The organism is Robiginitalea biformata HTCC2501 (assembly GCF_000024125.1).
GTDB classification, from domain to species: Bacteria; Bacteroidota; Bacteroidia; order Flavobacteriales; family Flavobacteriaceae; genus Robiginitalea; species Robiginitalea biformata.
Map to the genome: position 1 here is coordinate 3,325,611 of NC_013222.1, position 15,337 is coordinate 3,340,947.

Annotated in this window: 14 protein-coding genes; 8 read left to right on the plus strand and 6 right to left on the minus strand. The window is 56.3% G+C overall.

Translation table 11 applies throughout. The annotated features are described in order from the left end of the window. Window positions 1-29: 29 nt before the first annotated feature. The 4 genes from RB2501_RS14740 to RB2501_RS14755 all read right to left on the minus strand — a co-directional run bounded on the left by RB2501_RS14740 (window position 30) and on the right by RB2501_RS14755 (window position 4,176). Complete coding sequence (locus RB2501_RS14740) at window positions 30-1,298, minus strand: sterol desaturase family protein (protein WP_015755664.1); 1,269 nt, start codon at window positions 1,296-1,298, stop codon at window positions 30-32. Window positions 1,299-1,509: 211 nt separating this feature from the next. Next, on the minus strand, window positions 1,510-2,145 hold the full coding sequence (locus tag RB2501_RS14745; RefSeq protein ID WP_148214398.1) for a leucine-rich repeat domain-containing protein: 636 nt from the start codon (window positions 2,143-2,145) through the stop codon (window positions 1,510-1,512). An 89-nt stretch (window positions 2,146-2,234) separates the two neighbouring features. Further along, window positions 2,235-2,945, minus strand: coding sequence for a response regulator transcription factor (locus tag RB2501_RS14750; protein ID WP_015755666.1), 711 nt, complete (start codon window positions 2,943-2,945; stop codon window positions 2,235-2,237). Beyond that, window positions 2,926-4,176, minus strand: a complete 1,251-nt coding sequence (locus tag RB2501_RS14755) for a sensor histidine kinase (RefSeq protein ID WP_015755667.1) — start codon at window positions 4,174-4,176, stop codon at window positions 2,926-2,928. The genes RB2501_RS14750 and RB2501_RS14755 overlap by 20 nt, the downstream gene beginning before the upstream one ends. Window positions 4,177-4,490: 314 nt before the next feature. Between RB2501_RS14755 and RB2501_RS14760 the strand changes: the two genes are divergently transcribed. Then, the gene (locus RB2501_RS14760; protein WP_202944102.1) at window positions 4,491-5,663 is read left to right on the plus strand and encodes a hypothetical protein; all 1,173 of its coding nucleotides are present in this window, start codon (window positions 4,491-4,493) and stop codon (window positions 5,661-5,663) included. Window positions 5,664-5,763: 100 nt separating this feature from the next. Here RB2501_RS14760 and RB2501_RS14765 read toward each other — a convergent pair whose 3' ends face one another. Beyond that, a complete protein-coding gene (locus RB2501_RS14765) occupies window positions 5,764-8,394 on the minus strand; it encodes a valine--tRNA ligase (RefSeq protein WP_015755670.1) in 2,631 nt (876 codons plus the stop codon). Window positions 8,395-8,593: 199 nt separating this feature from the next. On the opposite strand from RB2501_RS14765, the gene RB2501_RS14770 reads away from it, so the two are divergent. Continuing rightward, entirely contained in the window at window positions 8,594-8,980 is a 387-nt protein-coding gene (locus RB2501_RS14770) for a DUF1573 domain-containing protein (RefSeq protein ID WP_015755671.1), read from the plus strand. A gap of 152 nt (window positions 8,981-9,132) precedes the next feature. Here RB2501_RS14770 and RB2501_RS14775 read toward each other — a convergent pair whose 3' ends face one another. Beyond that, window positions 9,133-10,482 (minus strand): aspartyl protease family protein, encoded by a 1,350-nt coding sequence (locus RB2501_RS14775; protein WP_015755672.1) that lies wholly within the window; start codon window positions 10,480-10,482, stop codon window positions 9,133-9,135. A 158-nt stretch (window positions 10,483-10,640) separates the two neighbouring features. Here RB2501_RS14775 and RB2501_RS14780 point away from each other — a divergent pair, with 158 nt between their 5' ends. The 6 genes from RB2501_RS14780 to RB2501_RS14805 all read left to right on the plus strand — a co-directional run bounded on the left by RB2501_RS14780 (window position 10,641) and on the right by RB2501_RS14805 (window position 15,288). Next, window positions 10,641-11,840, plus strand: coding sequence for a pyridoxal phosphate-dependent aminotransferase (locus tag RB2501_RS14780; protein ID WP_015755673.1), 1,200 nt, complete (start codon window positions 10,641-10,643; stop codon window positions 11,838-11,840). Beyond that, on the plus strand, window positions 11,830-12,843 hold the full coding sequence (gene murB / locus RB2501_RS14785; protein ID WP_015755674.1) for a UDP-N-acetylmuramate dehydrogenase: 1,014 nt from the start codon (window positions 11,830-11,832) through the stop codon (window positions 12,841-12,843). Before RB2501_RS14780 ends, murB begins: the two co-directional genes overlap by 11 nt. Before the next feature lie 225 nt (window positions 12,844-13,068). After that, the gene (locus RB2501_RS14790) at window positions 13,069-13,635 is read left to right on the plus strand and encodes an RNA polymerase sigma factor (protein WP_015755675.1); all 567 of its coding nucleotides are present in this window, start codon (window positions 13,069-13,071) and stop codon (window positions 13,633-13,635) included. Beyond that, window positions 13,632-14,390: an anti-sigma factor gene (locus RB2501_RS14795; RefSeq protein WP_015755676.1), complete on the plus strand. Its 759-nt coding sequence runs from the start codon at window positions 13,632-13,634 to the stop codon at window positions 14,388-14,390. Before RB2501_RS14790 ends, RB2501_RS14795 begins: the two co-directional genes overlap by 4 nt. A 74-nt stretch (window positions 14,391-14,464) precedes the next feature. Continuing rightward, window positions 14,465-14,665, plus strand: coding sequence for a hypothetical protein (locus RB2501_RS14800; protein WP_015755677.1), 201 nt, complete (start codon window positions 14,465-14,467; stop codon window positions 14,663-14,665). Window positions 14,666-14,712: 47 nt separating this feature from the next. Next, the gene (locus tag RB2501_RS14805; protein WP_041327314.1) at window positions 14,713-15,288 is read left to right on the plus strand and encodes an RNA polymerase sigma factor; all 576 of its coding nucleotides are present in this window, start codon (window positions 14,713-14,715) and stop codon (window positions 15,286-15,288) included. Window positions 15,289-15,337: the final 49 nt, after the last annotated feature.

Below are 15,337 nucleotides of genomic sequence, written 5' to 3' on the forward strand. Positions count from 1 at the left end.
CGTTTCATCCTTTTTATTTTCTGCCCGGATCAGTACGCCAGGGGCGCATCCCTCGCAGGCCGGGTCCGGGTACCGAAATAAATGCCCCCGGCCAGGGTGATGCCAAAATATACGGCCACAGCCGTACTGCCCAGGGCCCAATACGCATCGAGCCCGAACCAGTCGCCGGTCCTGTAGATAAGCCACCCGCCGGCCAGGGCGCGCAAAACTTCAATCAACGGGGCAAACCGCTGCCCGTCCATCAGGGCGGTAAACCCGAAGATTCCCGCAAACAGGAGCCCGCCCGAAAGCAGGAGTCCGGAAGACCCGATGGAACCGAAATTGTAAAACATAAAAATGAGCAACGCCAGGGTAACGGCCAGTTGAAATATCACATAAGCTTTCAGCAACGGGCCCGCAGGGGTATCGTACCGGCGGAAATTGTAAACGTCCGTAATCCCCTTCCGGGGGTACTTGACGGCTACATCAGCCGGTCGCCAGCCCGTGGGCATAAACCAGATGCGGAATTTGTCCCGGAGGCTCCGCGTACGCCAGGCATCGGCCAGCAGCCTCCCGAGATGCTGGAAGTTGATCAGGATCGGATTCCAGGTGGCGGCGGGCTTCAGCACGCCGTACTGGGGCGGGACATCCGGCAGCTCTTCCTGAAAGGTCCCGAACATCCGGTCCCAGACGCAGAGTATCTGCCCCAGGTTCTTATCGATGTACTCCGGGTTGATCGCGTGGTGAACGCGATGCTGGGACGGGGTTACGATCACGTATTCGAGCCAGCCCATCTTCCCGATGTGCTGGGTGTGGTACCAGAATTGCGCAAAGAGGTGGATGGGCGCCAGGATGGCGATTACCTGTTCGGGGACCCCCAGGATCGCGGCCGGCAGCAGCAGCAGGGAGAAATAGCCTACCAGGTTGGAAATCGGTTGGCGCAGGGCGCAGGCCAGGTTGAATTCTTCGCTGCTGTGGTGGATGACGTGTTGGTTCCAGAACAGGTTGACGCGGTGGCTCAGGCGGTGATTCCAGTAACCGGCAAAATCGATGGCGAGAAAAGCCACCAACCAAACACCCCAACTTGCCCGAATCTCAATGAGCGCCAGGTGTTCCAGCAAATACGGATAGGATACCAGGACGACCACCAGCCCCAGGGAATCCTTGACCACATTGGTCAGGCCCGAACTGATGCTGCTCACGGTATCCATCAGCTTGTATTTCTGGTTCCGGGTCCAGGCCCCGTAACCGATTTCCACTGCCATCAGCAGCAGAAAAAAAGGGATTGCATACAACAGGGCGGTGGCATAGGCCTCCATTAATACTCGGTTTTTCCTAAAAATAGGCATTCTCTCAGAATCCGAAAGGAACGGGGGGCACAAACCGGAATGTTATTGGACTGAACGCTTTGGGCGCATTACCGGTTGCTACACAACCGTTGGGCGTGATTGACAAATCGGCCCGGATGTAGTCAGCTAAAGCGCGAGGATCCCCGTATACCCAACGGAAATTTCGGACAGTCTCCGAAAATTACGGACAGTCCTCACTGTATTCGGCCGTGGCGTCCTTTGACCAGTTCCCAGGTATATTATCCAATTGGACTGCACTGACCTGGATACAGTTAAGCGGATTGCCCTCGGCGGCCATTGTGTTCAAATCTGGAAAGGCGGAAACATCCAGCCGACTGATTTGGTTATTGGCGAGGGTCAATAATTGCAATCGCGTATAGGTACTCAGCGAGATAGACTCCAATTGGTTTCCGGACAAACCGATTTTTTCAATTTCCGTGTTTTGGCCGATACTCAGTGAAGTAATTGCATTATTTTCTGCCCAAATAAATAGCAGGGACGTGTTGGCTGAAAGATCGAGATTTTCCAGGTTATTTCCACGAACGGATAAATTCACCAACTCCTTAAAATCCTCAATACCGCTGAGATTCTCGATTTCCCGGTTATCCAGGTTCAAGTCTTCCACGAATGCAATAGCCGATGTTCTGACGTTCCCGTCAACAGTATCATCATAGCCCAAATTAACCAGCGCAGCTTCAAAACGGGCATCCGGGATTTCGGTCAGTGGATCGGGCGGATATTCGGTAGAAACTTCTTTTTCATCGTCGCTGCACCCCAAAATCAGCACAGCTGGCAGGATCATCCAAATCTTTCGCATTTTTTATTTACAAAATACGGATTTAGCGTCAATTCTTCCAGCTAAGGCCTGGGGTTTCCGGAACCTCATTTTTTTTGCGATTCTTCCCCTCAGCGATCCCCGTTGCCCGGGATCCTGAAAATAAAACCCTGCCCGTGGATGTTTTCGATTTTCAGGGAGTCGTCCGCATCCAGGAGTTTGCGCAGGCGGGTAATGAAGACATTCAGGCTCTTCCGGTTGAAATAGTCGTTGCGGCCCCAGATCCTTTTGAGGATTTCCCCATGGGTGCAAAGCCTGTTCCGGTTCCGGGCCAGGTGGGCGAGCAATTCGCTTTCCCGATTGGTCAGCGACCGTTCTTCCCCGTCGATAAGCAGCTTCTGGTTCAGGCTATCGAAGGTGTACCGGCCCAGTTTCAGGGTGGTTTCCGGCTCGGCGCCGGATACCGGCTCCAGGCGGGACAACAGCGTTTCGATCCGGACGACCAGTTCTTCCTCGTCTATCGGTTTTTTGAGGTAATCTACGGCCCCCACCGAAAATCCCTTGAGCACGTCGATCTTCATGGAACGGGCCGTGAGGAAGATAAAAGGCAGGCCCGGGAAGCGATCGTGGATTTGGCGGCCCAGGGTAAACCCGTCGGTGCCGGGCATCATGACGTCGAGGATGACCAGGTCAAAGGCCCGTTGCTCCAAAAGCGGCATCACCTCGGAAGGGGCCTGGATCCATCGCAGGTCAAAGCCCTTCATCCCCAGGTATTCCGTTAGCAGGTACCCCAGGGAGGTATCGTCCTCTACGAGCAGCAATTTATAGGTTTTCGCTTCCATGGTTCGATAGTGGTAATTCGATGGTTATTTCGGTCCCCCGGCCGGGTTCGCTTTCAACGCGGATCTTCCCGCGGTGCCGGTCGACCACTGTTTTGACATAGCTCAGCCCAAGGCCGTAACCGCGAACCTCCTGCCGGTCCCCCTCGGGGATCCGGTAGTACTTCCTGAAAATGCGCCTCTGCTCGGCTGCGGCCATGCCCGGGCCCTGGTCCTTTACCGAGATGAGCAGCCTTCCCGAATCCCTGCGTGCTTCGAGGTGTACCGGGCTGCCCTTCCCGTATTTGCGCGCATTGTCCAGCAGGTTGCTCACCGCATTCTCCAGGTGGAAAACCGATCCGTTCATCTGCAGGGGGCCGTCCGGGAGGGTATGGGTAAACCGGATGCCCTCCAGGTCGCAAAGCGCCACGAACTGCTCGCATTGCTGCCTGAGCGCCGGTGCCAGGTTTATGGGTTCCATGGGGATGGACCCGGAGGCCCGCTCCAGGTTGCCGAGCTCGAGTACCTGGTCGATATGCCCGGAAACCCGGGCGGTTTGCTGCAGGATGGTGTCGGCCAGGGGCTTTTCCTCTTCCGGCAGCTTTTCCCGGAGAATCTTGGCGGCCAGGCTGATCGAAAATACCGGCGTCCGCAATTCGTGGGTCAGGTTGTTGATGAATTCATGGGTGGTGGTAATGGTCCGCTCCTGCCAGTAATAGGTTCGCAAAACCCAGAGCACGGCGATCAGGATCCCGGCCAGGAAGAGCAGGCTCGGAAAGGTCAGCCCGTTGAGCTGCAGCAGGAAATAGGTGGTCAGGTCGGCAAACTGCAGTTGCAGGATCAGCCGTTGCCCAACCCGCTCGGGCAGGTAGCCGTCCAGTTCTATGGGATAGGCAGACCGGGGGTCCGGCCTGCGATTGCCTGCGGCCGACGCGAGATAGTAGCTGCTGTCCCGGGTCATGAGCTCAAAGGTGAAATCCGCATCAATTTCATTGTCGATCAGCTTTTCTTTCAGGTAGTCCTCCAAAAAATGCCTGGAGGCATCCCGCATATGGTCCATCCCGGTGTTAAAGCGCGTACTGTCGCGCTCCAGGACACTCCCCAGCAGATACGTCAGCTGGTTGTTAGCGTAGAGCCCGCTCCGGATATCCGCCCCGGCATCGGAAATCTGCCGGGCGAATTGCAGCCGCGCCAGGCTCAGCCCGATGCGCAGATAGCGGTACTGGACAAAAGCCAGCCCGCCGATGGATATCACAAAAAGTGCTATAAAGAGAACTCTCCTGTTCAAAATGCTCCTACAAAAAAGGCGAATTAATCGTTACCGGCGGAACCGTTAATCCGGGTTTAACTTCATTAACCTTTCGTTAATCCAATTAACCCCATCCCAGCCGCCGGGATACGGGGCATCCCCTAGATTTGCCCCGGTTAAAGGTAGCACTTTCTCCAGGGTCTTGCCAACCAAAGGCCCGGACACCGCCCCGGCCTGCATGACAATTACCAGTCTGCCGCGGGAGGCTGAACAAACGCTGCCGGAAACCCATACAAACAACCGAAAGCAATTAAATACCCATGAAACAAACACCCGTCACCACAATGACCCAACATTCCTTACGCCGCTTGTCACCGGTCCTGGTATGCCTGGCCATGCTGATCCCTTCCCTGGGTTCCGCCCAGGGTTGCGTCGCAATCCGGCACTTTTCGAGTTGTACCGGCACACATCCGGAGAACAACATCCTCGCGAAGGGCGGATTGATGCTCAGCGCCAATTACCGGTATTTTAAATCCTTCCGCCATTTTCGCGGCACTGAGGAAGAACCGGACCGGGTGGCTAACGAGACCGAGGTGATCAACCACTCCCACGCCTGGGATTTTGTGGCCACCTACGGCATCTCAGACCGCTGGTTTGCCAGCCTGGTGATCCCTACGGTAATCAACACCCGCTCCTCCCTGTACGAACACGGGCGGGATCAGCGCAACACCACCTTTTCCAGGGGCCTGGCGGATATCCGGTGGAATGTCGGTTACTGGCTGCAGGATCCCGCTTCGCTCCCCAAAGGGAATGTCGCCATCGCCCTGGGGATGAAACTGCCAACAGGCAACTACCAGGCCACCGATATTTTCTACAATGTCGGGCCCGAAGGCGGCCCGGAGGTGCGTCCGGTAGACCAGTCCATCCAGGTAGGCGACGGGGGTTTTGGGGTTACTGCCGAAATCCAATTCTATCGGGAACTCAGCCCGTCCCTTTTCCTGTACGGAGGGGGATTTTACCTGTTTAACCCCAGGGAGACCAACGGGGTACGGACCTTCCGGGAAACCCTGAGCCCGATCCTGCAAAACGAAGCCGTCATGTCCGTCCCGGACCAGTATTCCGTTCGCCTGGGCCTGAGCCACCCCTTTTCCCCTGCGATTACCGGATCGCTCGGGGCGCGGTTTGACGGGGTACCCGTAAAAGATGTTATTGGGGGGAGCGGCGGTTTCAGGAGGCCCGGGAACGTCCTGGCCATCGACCCGGGCCTCACCTACACGAGCGGCCCGTTTGCCCTGAGCCTGAGTGTGCCGGTTGCCGTCCGCAGGGAGCGGCCCCAGAGCCTGACCGACCTGGAAACCCAGGAAGCGACCGGCCAGCCCCGCGCCGGAGATGCCGCCTTTGCGGATTATGTAATCAATGTGGCAGTAGCGTATCGTTTTGGCGGATCCGGCGTGAAACTGGACCCGGAAAAGCAGGATCCTTTTAACCGGTAGATATTCGTTTACCCATGGGTTTATTCTAACCCACTTGGGCTTGTTGATAACCGCCTGGCTTCCCGGATAGCCAACTTCATGCACTTGTCAGGCCAGCGGCCTATTGCAGGTTGGCGAGGCTTTTCTCGAGGGTTTCGATCTTCGCTTCGGCATCCGACGCCTTCTTTCGCTCCAGGGCCACAACTTTTTCCGGAGCATTGCCCACAAACCGGTCGTTGGAGAGCTTTTTCCTCACGGATGCCAGGAAGCCCCGGGTATATTCCAGTTCCTCCCGGATCTTCCGGATTTCCTCCCCCACATCCACAGCGCCTTCCAGGGGGATGAAATACTCGTTGCTGCGAACCCGGAAGGACAGGGCTCCTTCAGGGGGCTGTTCGCAATAGACGGGCTCTTCCACGTTGGCCAGTTTCCGGATCAGCACATCCCATTTGCGCGGTTGGTTTTCCTCGTCGAGCACGTGGAGTTGCAGCGCTTCCTTAAAGGGGATGTTCTTGTCTTTCCGGATGGTACGAACGCCGGAAATTACCCCCGAGGCAAATTCAAATTCCGCGAGCAGAGCAGGGTCCGCGTCGGGTGCCTCGGGCCAGGAAGCGACCACCAGGGCCTCCCGGGGAGACCGCTTGGCGATATGTTGCCAGACCTCCTCGGACAGGAAGGGCATAAACGGGTGCAGCAGCCGCAGGTTGTCCTCAAAGAGGCCGATTACCTCGGCGTAGGTTTTCCGGTCTATGGGCTCCCCATAGGCGGGTTTGACAATCTCCAGCAGCCAGGAACAAAAATCCTCCCAAAGCAGTTTATAGGTGGCCATCAGCGCATCGGAGATTCGGTATTTTGAAAAATGATCTTCAATTTCCGCCAGGACGGCAGAAAACCTTGCCCGATACCAGGAAACCCCCAGGGCGGCCGACTCGGGCTGCTCCCGGTCCGCCACCTCCCAACCGCGGACCAGACGGAAGGCATTCCAGATCTTGTTGGCAAAATTCTTCCCCTGCTGGCAAAGCGACTCGTCGAACAGCAGGTCATTCCCGGCCGCCGCGCTCAGCAACAGCCCCACCCGCACGCCGTCGGCCCCGAACTCGGATATCAGCTCCAGGGCATCCGGGGAATTCCCCAGGGATTTGGACATCTTCCGGCGCTGTTTATCCCGGACCAACCCGGTCAGGTAAACGGTTTCAAAAGGGCGTTCCCCCCGGAATTCATACCCGGCAATAATCATCCGGGCCACCCAGAAAAACAGGATGTCCGGTCCGGTAACCAGGTCGGTGGTCGGGTAGTAGTAGGACACTTCCTCGTTTTCCGGTTCCAGGATCCCCCCGAACACGCTGATCGGCCAGATCCAGGAGGAAAACCAGGTGTCCAGCACATCCTCGTCCTGCCGGAGGTCGTCGGGTTGCAGGGACGGGTTCCCGGATTGTTCCCGGGCCTGCTCCAGGGCCTCCGCGGGCGTTGCCGCGACGACGAAATCTGCCTGCCCCGGCCCGTAGTACCACGCCGGAATGCGCTGACCCCACCACAACTGGCGTGAGATGTTCCAGTCGCGGATATTCTCCATCCAATGCCGGTAGGTATTCTCAAACTTTGAGGGTACCAGGCGGACGTCGCGGGTCTCCAGTACGGCTTTAAGCGCGGGTTGTGCCAGCTCCTCCATCCGGAGGAACCACTGGTCGGACAACCGGGGCTCAATAACAGCCCGCGTGCGTTCGGACGTCCCGACCTTGTTGGTATAGGGTTCGGTTTTCACCAGGTAGCCCTTCGCCTCCAATTCCTTTACGATAGCCTTGCGGGCCTCGAACCGGTCCATACCCTGATAGTGCAACCCATGGGCGTTCAGGGTGGCATCCGGGTTAAAAATATCCACGATTTCCAGGCCGTGCTTCTCCCCGAGTGCATAATCGTTTTCATCGTGGGCCGGGGTGACCTTCAGGCAGCCTGTACCGAATTCCATAGTGACGTACTCATCCGGGATTACCGGGACCTCCCGGTCGCAAATCGGCACCCGCACGCGCTTGCCATGCAGGTCCAGGTAGCGTTCGTCTTCGGGGTGTACGCATACCGCCGTATCACCCAGGAGGGTTTCGGGGCGGGTGGTGGCTATCACTACGCGCGATTCGCTGCCCACCACCGGGTAAGCGATGTGGTAGAGGAAACCCTGGCGTTCCTCGTAATTCACCTCTTCGTCCGAGAGGGTGGTCCGGGCTTCCGGATCCCAGTTCACCATCCGGTACCCCCGGTAGATCAGGCCTTTTTTGTATAGGTCTACGAAAACCTGCAGCACGGACGCCTCCATATCGGGATCCATGGTGAATTTGGTGCGTTCCCAGTCGCAGGAACAACCCAGCTTTTTCAATTGCTCCAGGATAACCCCCCCGTAATTGTGGGTCCAGTCCCAGGCGTGCTTCAGGAATTCCTCCCGGCTGATGGAATCTTTGGAAATTCCTTCGTCCCGAAGTTTGGCAACGACCTTGGCCTCCGTTGCGATGGAGGCGTGGTCCGTACCCGGTACCCAGCACGCATTCTTCCCCATCATCCGGGCCCGGCGCACCAGGACATCTTGGATGGTATTGTTCAACATATGGCCCATATGGAGGACCCCGGTGACATTGGGCGGCGGGATTACCACGGTATAGGGTTCCCGCTCATCCGGGACAGAGCGGAAATATTCGTGCTCCATCCAATAGGTATACCATTGTTTTTCAACCCGTTGCGGGTCGTATTTTGAGGGGATATCCATTATTTTGGTATGGTTTTTGATCTAAGGGGGCGGACGGTTTGCGGAGCGGGGAAAATACCGGGTAATCCGGCCTGCCGCCCGAAAATTGTCAGCAAGATTAAATACGAAACAAAAATAAGTAACGTTAGTAGATAACAAAAGAATTTTGGATGTTCCTGCCTCAATGGCTACATTTGAAGTTCACCCAAAATGAACCACAATGAAAAAAGTAGTAATTCTATTGTTTGTAGGCCTACTGACTTGGAGTGTTTCCGCACAGGAAAAAACTGCAAAGATCGAATTCAAGACAGAAACGGTCGACTACGGTGAGATTGACAAGGGAAGCGACGGCCTCCGCGTATTTGAATTTACGAATACCGGCAATGCACCCCTGGTCATCAGCAAGGTGAGTTCCAGCTGCGGATGTACGATCCCCAAGAAGCCGGAAGCCCCCATCATGCCCGGGAAAACCGGGGAAATCCAGGTAAAATACGACACGAATCGGGTAGGTCCGATCCGCAAGGCGATTACGGTGATTTCCAATGCGGACACCCCGACGAAGATTCTGAAGATAAAAGGAACCGTTAAAGGCGTTGAAGGGAAGTAAAAATTACGATTTGAACCTCGAGAAAATCCCCCGGAAAAACCGGGGGATTTTTTTTGTGCATCCCGGGATGCCCGGTGCGCCTGCCGTAGCGGGAAATAACCGGCCGGGAACCGGCCACCTTAGCCCGCCTATTCAAAGAGTACCCTCCCCGCCTATTCAAAGAGTTCCCTCAGGGTAAAGGAAAATAGCAGGTCCCGGTTGTAGCGCTCAATGAGCAACCGGATCCGCTTCCCCTTCTTCTCGTTGATCATCTTCATGATTTCCTGCAACTTGTATCGGTGCACGGACTTGCCGTTCACCGCCAGGATCACATCTCCCTGCCGGAGGCCAACTTCCTCGGCCGGACTGCCGGCACGGATGGCGGAAACGACGATCTCGGGCACCAGGCTCAGGCGGGTTCTCTGGGAAGTCAGTATCTGGACCGTACCAAAGGTGTCTTCTTCATCCTGCTGCACCACGCCCCGCGAATCTGTAATGCGTTCGGCGATATAGCGGACCCCGGCGTGCTCGAGTTCAATCCCCGCCAGGTTGAAATGGAAGGGGTCGCGGAAATGCGCATTCGGTTTGAGAGTCAGCTCCCCGCTCGGGTAGTTGAACACCATGTTGAAGCGTTTGAGCAACTCCCCGCCGATACTGCCATCCCGGTCACCCAGGTTTGGGAGTGCCCTGAAAGAATCCAGGTAGGGGAAGGCCGCTTTTGCGTCGTTGAGGACAAAGTCGCCGACCCGGATTTGTTTGACCTTGGTCCGTTTCCCGTAGATGGTACCGCTCAGCCCTTTGCCCAGGTAATCTTCGTAATGTTTTTCCGGTATGTAGAGCCCTTCGTCGTCATCCCGGAACAACCAGAGCGCATCGCTGCTCCCGGTGTCCATCAGGAGCTTGACATCCAGTTCCTCCCCGTCTTCCAGGGTGACGCCCCCGCTGACATAGGCCTTGTTCCTGTCGATGGTGATCGGGACGGTTACCTCCCGCGACCGGTTCCTGTGCCTGTAGGTGGCCGGGTTGTGAAACCGGATGAACTTCCTGCCGTAATTGACTTCCACCACGTGGTCCCGGAACAGGTCGTACCCGATGATTCCGTGGATGGTAATGCCCAGGGAAGGCGAAAAATTCATTTCCCTGTCCAGCACCACGTACAACTGCTGGCCGGGATTTACCAGACCCTTTAATTTGAAAATATTGCCGGTGGAACGCAACGCGTCGATAGGGTCGCCCGTTCCCAAACCGCGGATCTGGATTTTGGCAACATTTCGGAGCTCTATGGAGTCCTGGTCGGCAACGTTGAAGAGGATGGGTTTGTTCACGCCCGTGTCCAGGATAAAACGCAGCGGGGTCCCGTTGACTTCAAGGGGGATAATCATCAGGTTATTCACCAATTCGAATGGGATCTTCGGGCTTTTTTTCCGGCCGTCCAGCAACTGGTAATGCTGCGCCGCCCCCCGGAAACAGCAGAGTACTATCCCCAGAAGCAACCCGATCCGCGCATATCGTACAAGCTTCATTACCAGTGGTGTATCTCTTAAAGTTACTAATTTATCGGACACCGAAGGCTTTTTTAACATCCCCTTAGGCCCCCTCCCTTCCCACAGGATGCGATTGGGGTTGCGGGGACCGAATGGTTTTCCCATTTTTGTGGCAGAAGCAGAAACCCTACCCTATTATGCCCACTCTCTCCAAAAAAGGCCAGGCCATGCCGGCCTCCCCGATCCGCAAGCTCGTGCCCTATGCCGAGGCAGCGAAAAAAAGCGGGGTGGAAGTCATCCACCTGAATATCGGGCAACCGGACATCAAGACACCGTCCCAGGCCCTGGAGGCTGTCCGGAATTTCCGGACGGAGGTGCTGGAATACAGCCGTTCCGAGGGGAGTGAATCCTACCGGGCCAAACTCGCCGATTACTACGGGAAACAGGGCATCGCGGTTACCCGGGAACAAATCCTGGTCACCACGGGGGGGTCTGAAGCCCTCTCCTTTGTAATGAGTTGCGTGGCCGACCTGGGAGACGAAATCATCATCCCGGAACCATTCTACGCAAACTACAACGGATTTGCCACGGCCACCGGGGTAACGGTGGTTCCGGTGGCATCCGGCATTTCGGATAACTTCGCCCTACCCCCTATTTCGGACTTCGAATCCTATATCGGACCCCGGACCCGGGCCATCCTGCTGTGCAATCCGGGCAACCCAACGGGGTACCTCTATTCCCCCGAGGAAATCCGATCGCTGGCGGAACTCGTACGCCGGCACGACCTGTTCCTGATTGCCGACGAGGTTTACCGGGAATTTGCCTACGACGGAAAAAAACACTATTCCATCCTGCAGGAACCCGGGCTGGAGGACAACGCCGTGGTGGTGGATTCGGTTTCCAAAAGGTACAGCATGTGCGGGGCGCGGATCGGTTGCATCATTACCCGGAACGAACAGCTCATGCAGGCGGCCCTGAAATTTGCCCAGGCGCGGCTGTCCCCGCCTACGTTCGCCCAGGTGGCCAGCGAGGCGGCCCTGGATACGCCCCCGTCTTATTTTGAAGCGGTCAATGCCGAATATACCCGCAGAAGGGATGTGCTCCTGGAAGAACTGGGCAAGATCCCCGGGATTCTTGTGGCCAGGCCCCAGGGGGCCTTTTACTGCATGGTGGAGTTGCCCATCCGGGATGCCGACCACTTTGCCCAATGGCTGCTGGAGGAGTTCAGGCTCGAGGGGGCCACGGTGATGCTGGCGCCCGCCGCCGGCTTTTACGCGACGCCGGGCCTGGGGGAAAACCAGGTGCGCATCGCCTACGTACTCGAGGAAAACCAGCTTCGGAAGGCGGTGAGGATACTCGCGGCAGCCCTCGAAAAATACCAGGCGGATGGTCATTGAACGCAACGTATCCCTGAAAGGGTTCAATACCTTCGGCATCGATGTCCCCGCCAGCCATTTTATCCGGGTAGACAACCTGGAAACCTTCCGGCAGGCCATAGCCGAACCGGACCTCCCCCCTCCTTTTATCCTCAGCGGAGGCAGTAACCTGCTGCTCACGGCCCCATTGGAAGCCCGCGTACTCTATATGGATACATCGGGCAAGGAAGTGCTGGACCAGGACGCGCACTCGGTTACCCTGCGCGTAATGGCCGGGGAAAACTGGCACGAGCTGGTGATGTGGACGCTGGAGCAGGGTTATGGCGGCCTGGAAAACCTCTCCCTGATCCCCGGGAAAACGGGGACGGCCCCCATCCAGAATATCGGCGCCTACGGGGCCGAGATCCGCGACGTACTCGTTGAACTCGAAGCCGTGGATATCCAAACCGGGGAGCCCCGGGTGTTCAGCAACGCTGCCTGCCGCTTCGGCTACCGGGATTCGGTCTTCAAACGCGAGCTGAAAGGACGCTACGCCATCTGGTCGGTCACCCTCCGGCTGACCCGCTCCGGGCACGAGATCCGGACGGGCTACGGAGACATTGCGGGCTGGCTGGAGCGGGAAGGCATCGAGGCTCCCGGGCCGCCCGAAGTTGCGCGGGCAGTTATCGCCATTCGAAAGAGCAAACTGCCGGATCCTGCCGAACTGGGAAACAGCGGGAGCTTTTTTAAGAACCCGGTTATTGGAAAGTCCCAATTTGAAAATCTCCGCACGCGCTTCCCGCAAATGCCGGGATATCCGCAGGAAAACGGGGACGTTAAGGTGCCGGCTGGCTGGCTCATCGATTCGCTCGGGTACAAGGGGCATCGCCAGGGCGATGCGGGCGTCCATAAAAACCAGGCGCTCGTCCTGGTCAATTACGGGGGAGCCTCCGGGAAAGAAATACTGGCCCTGGCGCGGGAAATCCAACAAGCAGTCCGGGATACGTATGGAATACAGATCGAGCCAGAAGTGAATATCTTGTAAGTTCCCCTGAAAATAATAACCCCCGCTGCGGGATCCGAAGCGGGGGCTAAACCAAACCAAACTAACCAAACATTACGTACGGCATGAAGTTCCCGTACGTCGAACTAATTCAAAAGTGAAAACGCCGGAGAACAAAAATTCTTAACTTAGCGTTTCCCTATATACGACAAGGCTATAGGGTTTGGATGCCGGGCAATATGCTTTTTTCCGGCCATCGCCCAAATCATGAGCACATTACTCGAAAAACATATAGTTGAACTGCTCCGGGAGGGCGATGAAAAGGCCATCGGCCTGCTCTATGAGCACTATGGGGACACGCTCTACGGGGTTGCCCTGAAGGTGGTAAAAAACGAAGAACTCGCCCAGGACGTGGTCCAGGAGAGTTTTGTGAAGATCTGGAAGAAATCCCATACCTACGACGCTTCAAAGGCCAAACTGTTTACCTGGCTATTCCGGATTACCCGCAACGCGGCCATCGACAAACTTCGCAGTTTGAGTACAAAGTCGGATAAGGAAATCCAAATAGACGTTTCGGACGTATATACAATAGGTGTGGACGGGGTGAACCCCGAATTGATGGACATGCAAAAACACCTCGGGAGTATTGAGCCCAAGTACCAGGTGGTGCTGGAGGCCCTCTTCTTCCAGGGAATGACCCAACAGGAAGCCAGCGAGGAACTGGATATCCCGCTGGGAACCATCAAATCGCGGCTCAAGATCGGCCTGAGGGAACTCAAGAAGATCTACGGCCCGGCCGTAATGATCGTTTATTGTTTATTGCAAGCGTTATGAAAGAAAAAATACAACAGTTTTTGGAGTCCGACCTGCTGGAGCAGTACCTGCTGGAAACTACGGGTCCTGAGGAAAGCGCCCGGGTGGAACGCTATATTGCGATGTACCCGGAGGTGCGCGACAGTTACCTGGAGTTGCAGGAAAACCTGGAAGCCTACGCCAAACTGCATGCCGTCCGCGCCCCGGAGGGCCTGCGCGAGCGCATCCTGCAACGCGTCCGGAATGAGCGGGCAGGTCGCCGGCGCTTTATGCGGTACGCCGTGGCAGCCAGCATTGCCGCCCTGTTCTTTGCCGGGGCGTCGTTCTGGTTTTACAACCAGAACCAGAACCTGCAGGTGGAAAACGACCTGGTCAACAATAAAATCCGGGTACTGGAAGCCGATATGAAGGAGCAGCTCGAGGATGTCCGCAACCAGTTTATCGTACTGAACAACCCGGGAACACGGAAGTTCATGGTTAACGGCAACCAAAAAGCCCGGGAACTCAAGGCGATTGCCTACGTAAACCCCGTGAAGAAACTCTCCTATATCAACGTGAGGAAACTCCCTAACCTGCCCGAAGACAAGGATTACCAGATGTGGGCCGAAGTCAATGGGGAAATGGTCAATTTGGGGGTCATCCGCAACTACGAAGACAAGGACAAACTGATGGCATTGCCCTACGGCGAGAAGGGGCTGAGTTATATCACCATCGAACCCAAGGGAGGCAACACCACCCCCTCCGTTCAAAATATCGTGGCGGATTTTTCCTACTGAACCCCAACGGAACGAATAGCCCGGGCCCCTTGTAAAAGGGGCTTTTTTTATATCTTTGTACCAAATTGGAATCCATGAAACTCATCCTGCTGACTATCGGATTGCTGGCACTTGCCTTTGCGGGTATCGCCATCAAGATATGGGCCAGGAAAGACGGTGCCTTTGCCGGCACCTGTGCCAGTCAAAACCCCCATCTGAACAAGGATGGCGAGGCGTGCGGCATGTGCGGCAAACTGCCTTCGGAACAAGAGTGCCGGCAGCAGGCCGACGCCTGACCCGTTGACCGCATCCCCCAGGATTCCCCAGACCCCCAAGCATCCCTTTGCATACGGAGAAAGACATACTGCTACAGACTATCGATAAGGCGCGCTCGGGTAGCCAGGTGGCCTTCAGCCAGCTTCTCGACGCCTACTGGCAGGAGGTGTACCATTTCCAACTGGGCAGGACGCAGAACGAGAACGACGCCGAGGATATTGCCATTCAGACCTTTGCCCGCGCCTTTGACAAACTGGACACCTACGACCCCACCTACGCCTTCAACACCTGGCTGATTACCATTTCCAAGAACCTGCATATCGATTTGCTGCGAAAACGCAAACGCAACATCCTGGAAGGCACGGACAACAGCCACAGCGATGCGGTAAAACGCGTCCTGGACGACGCCCCGACGGCAGAGGACCAGCTCATCATCGAGCAGGACCTGAAAACCCTGTTGCAGTATATCCGGAAACTCAAGCCGGGATACCGGAGTGTCATCGAATTGCGGTTCTTCCAGGAGATGAGTTATGCGGAAATCGCCTCGGCCCTGGATGAGCCGATCGGCAATGTAAAGGTGCGGCTGCTCCGGGCCAAGAAGTTGCTGGCCGGGCTCATAGCCCGGGATAAGGGAAACAGCTGAAGGGGTACTGGAATAGGCCTGATTTAGTTCGTATATTTGCTTAAAATTT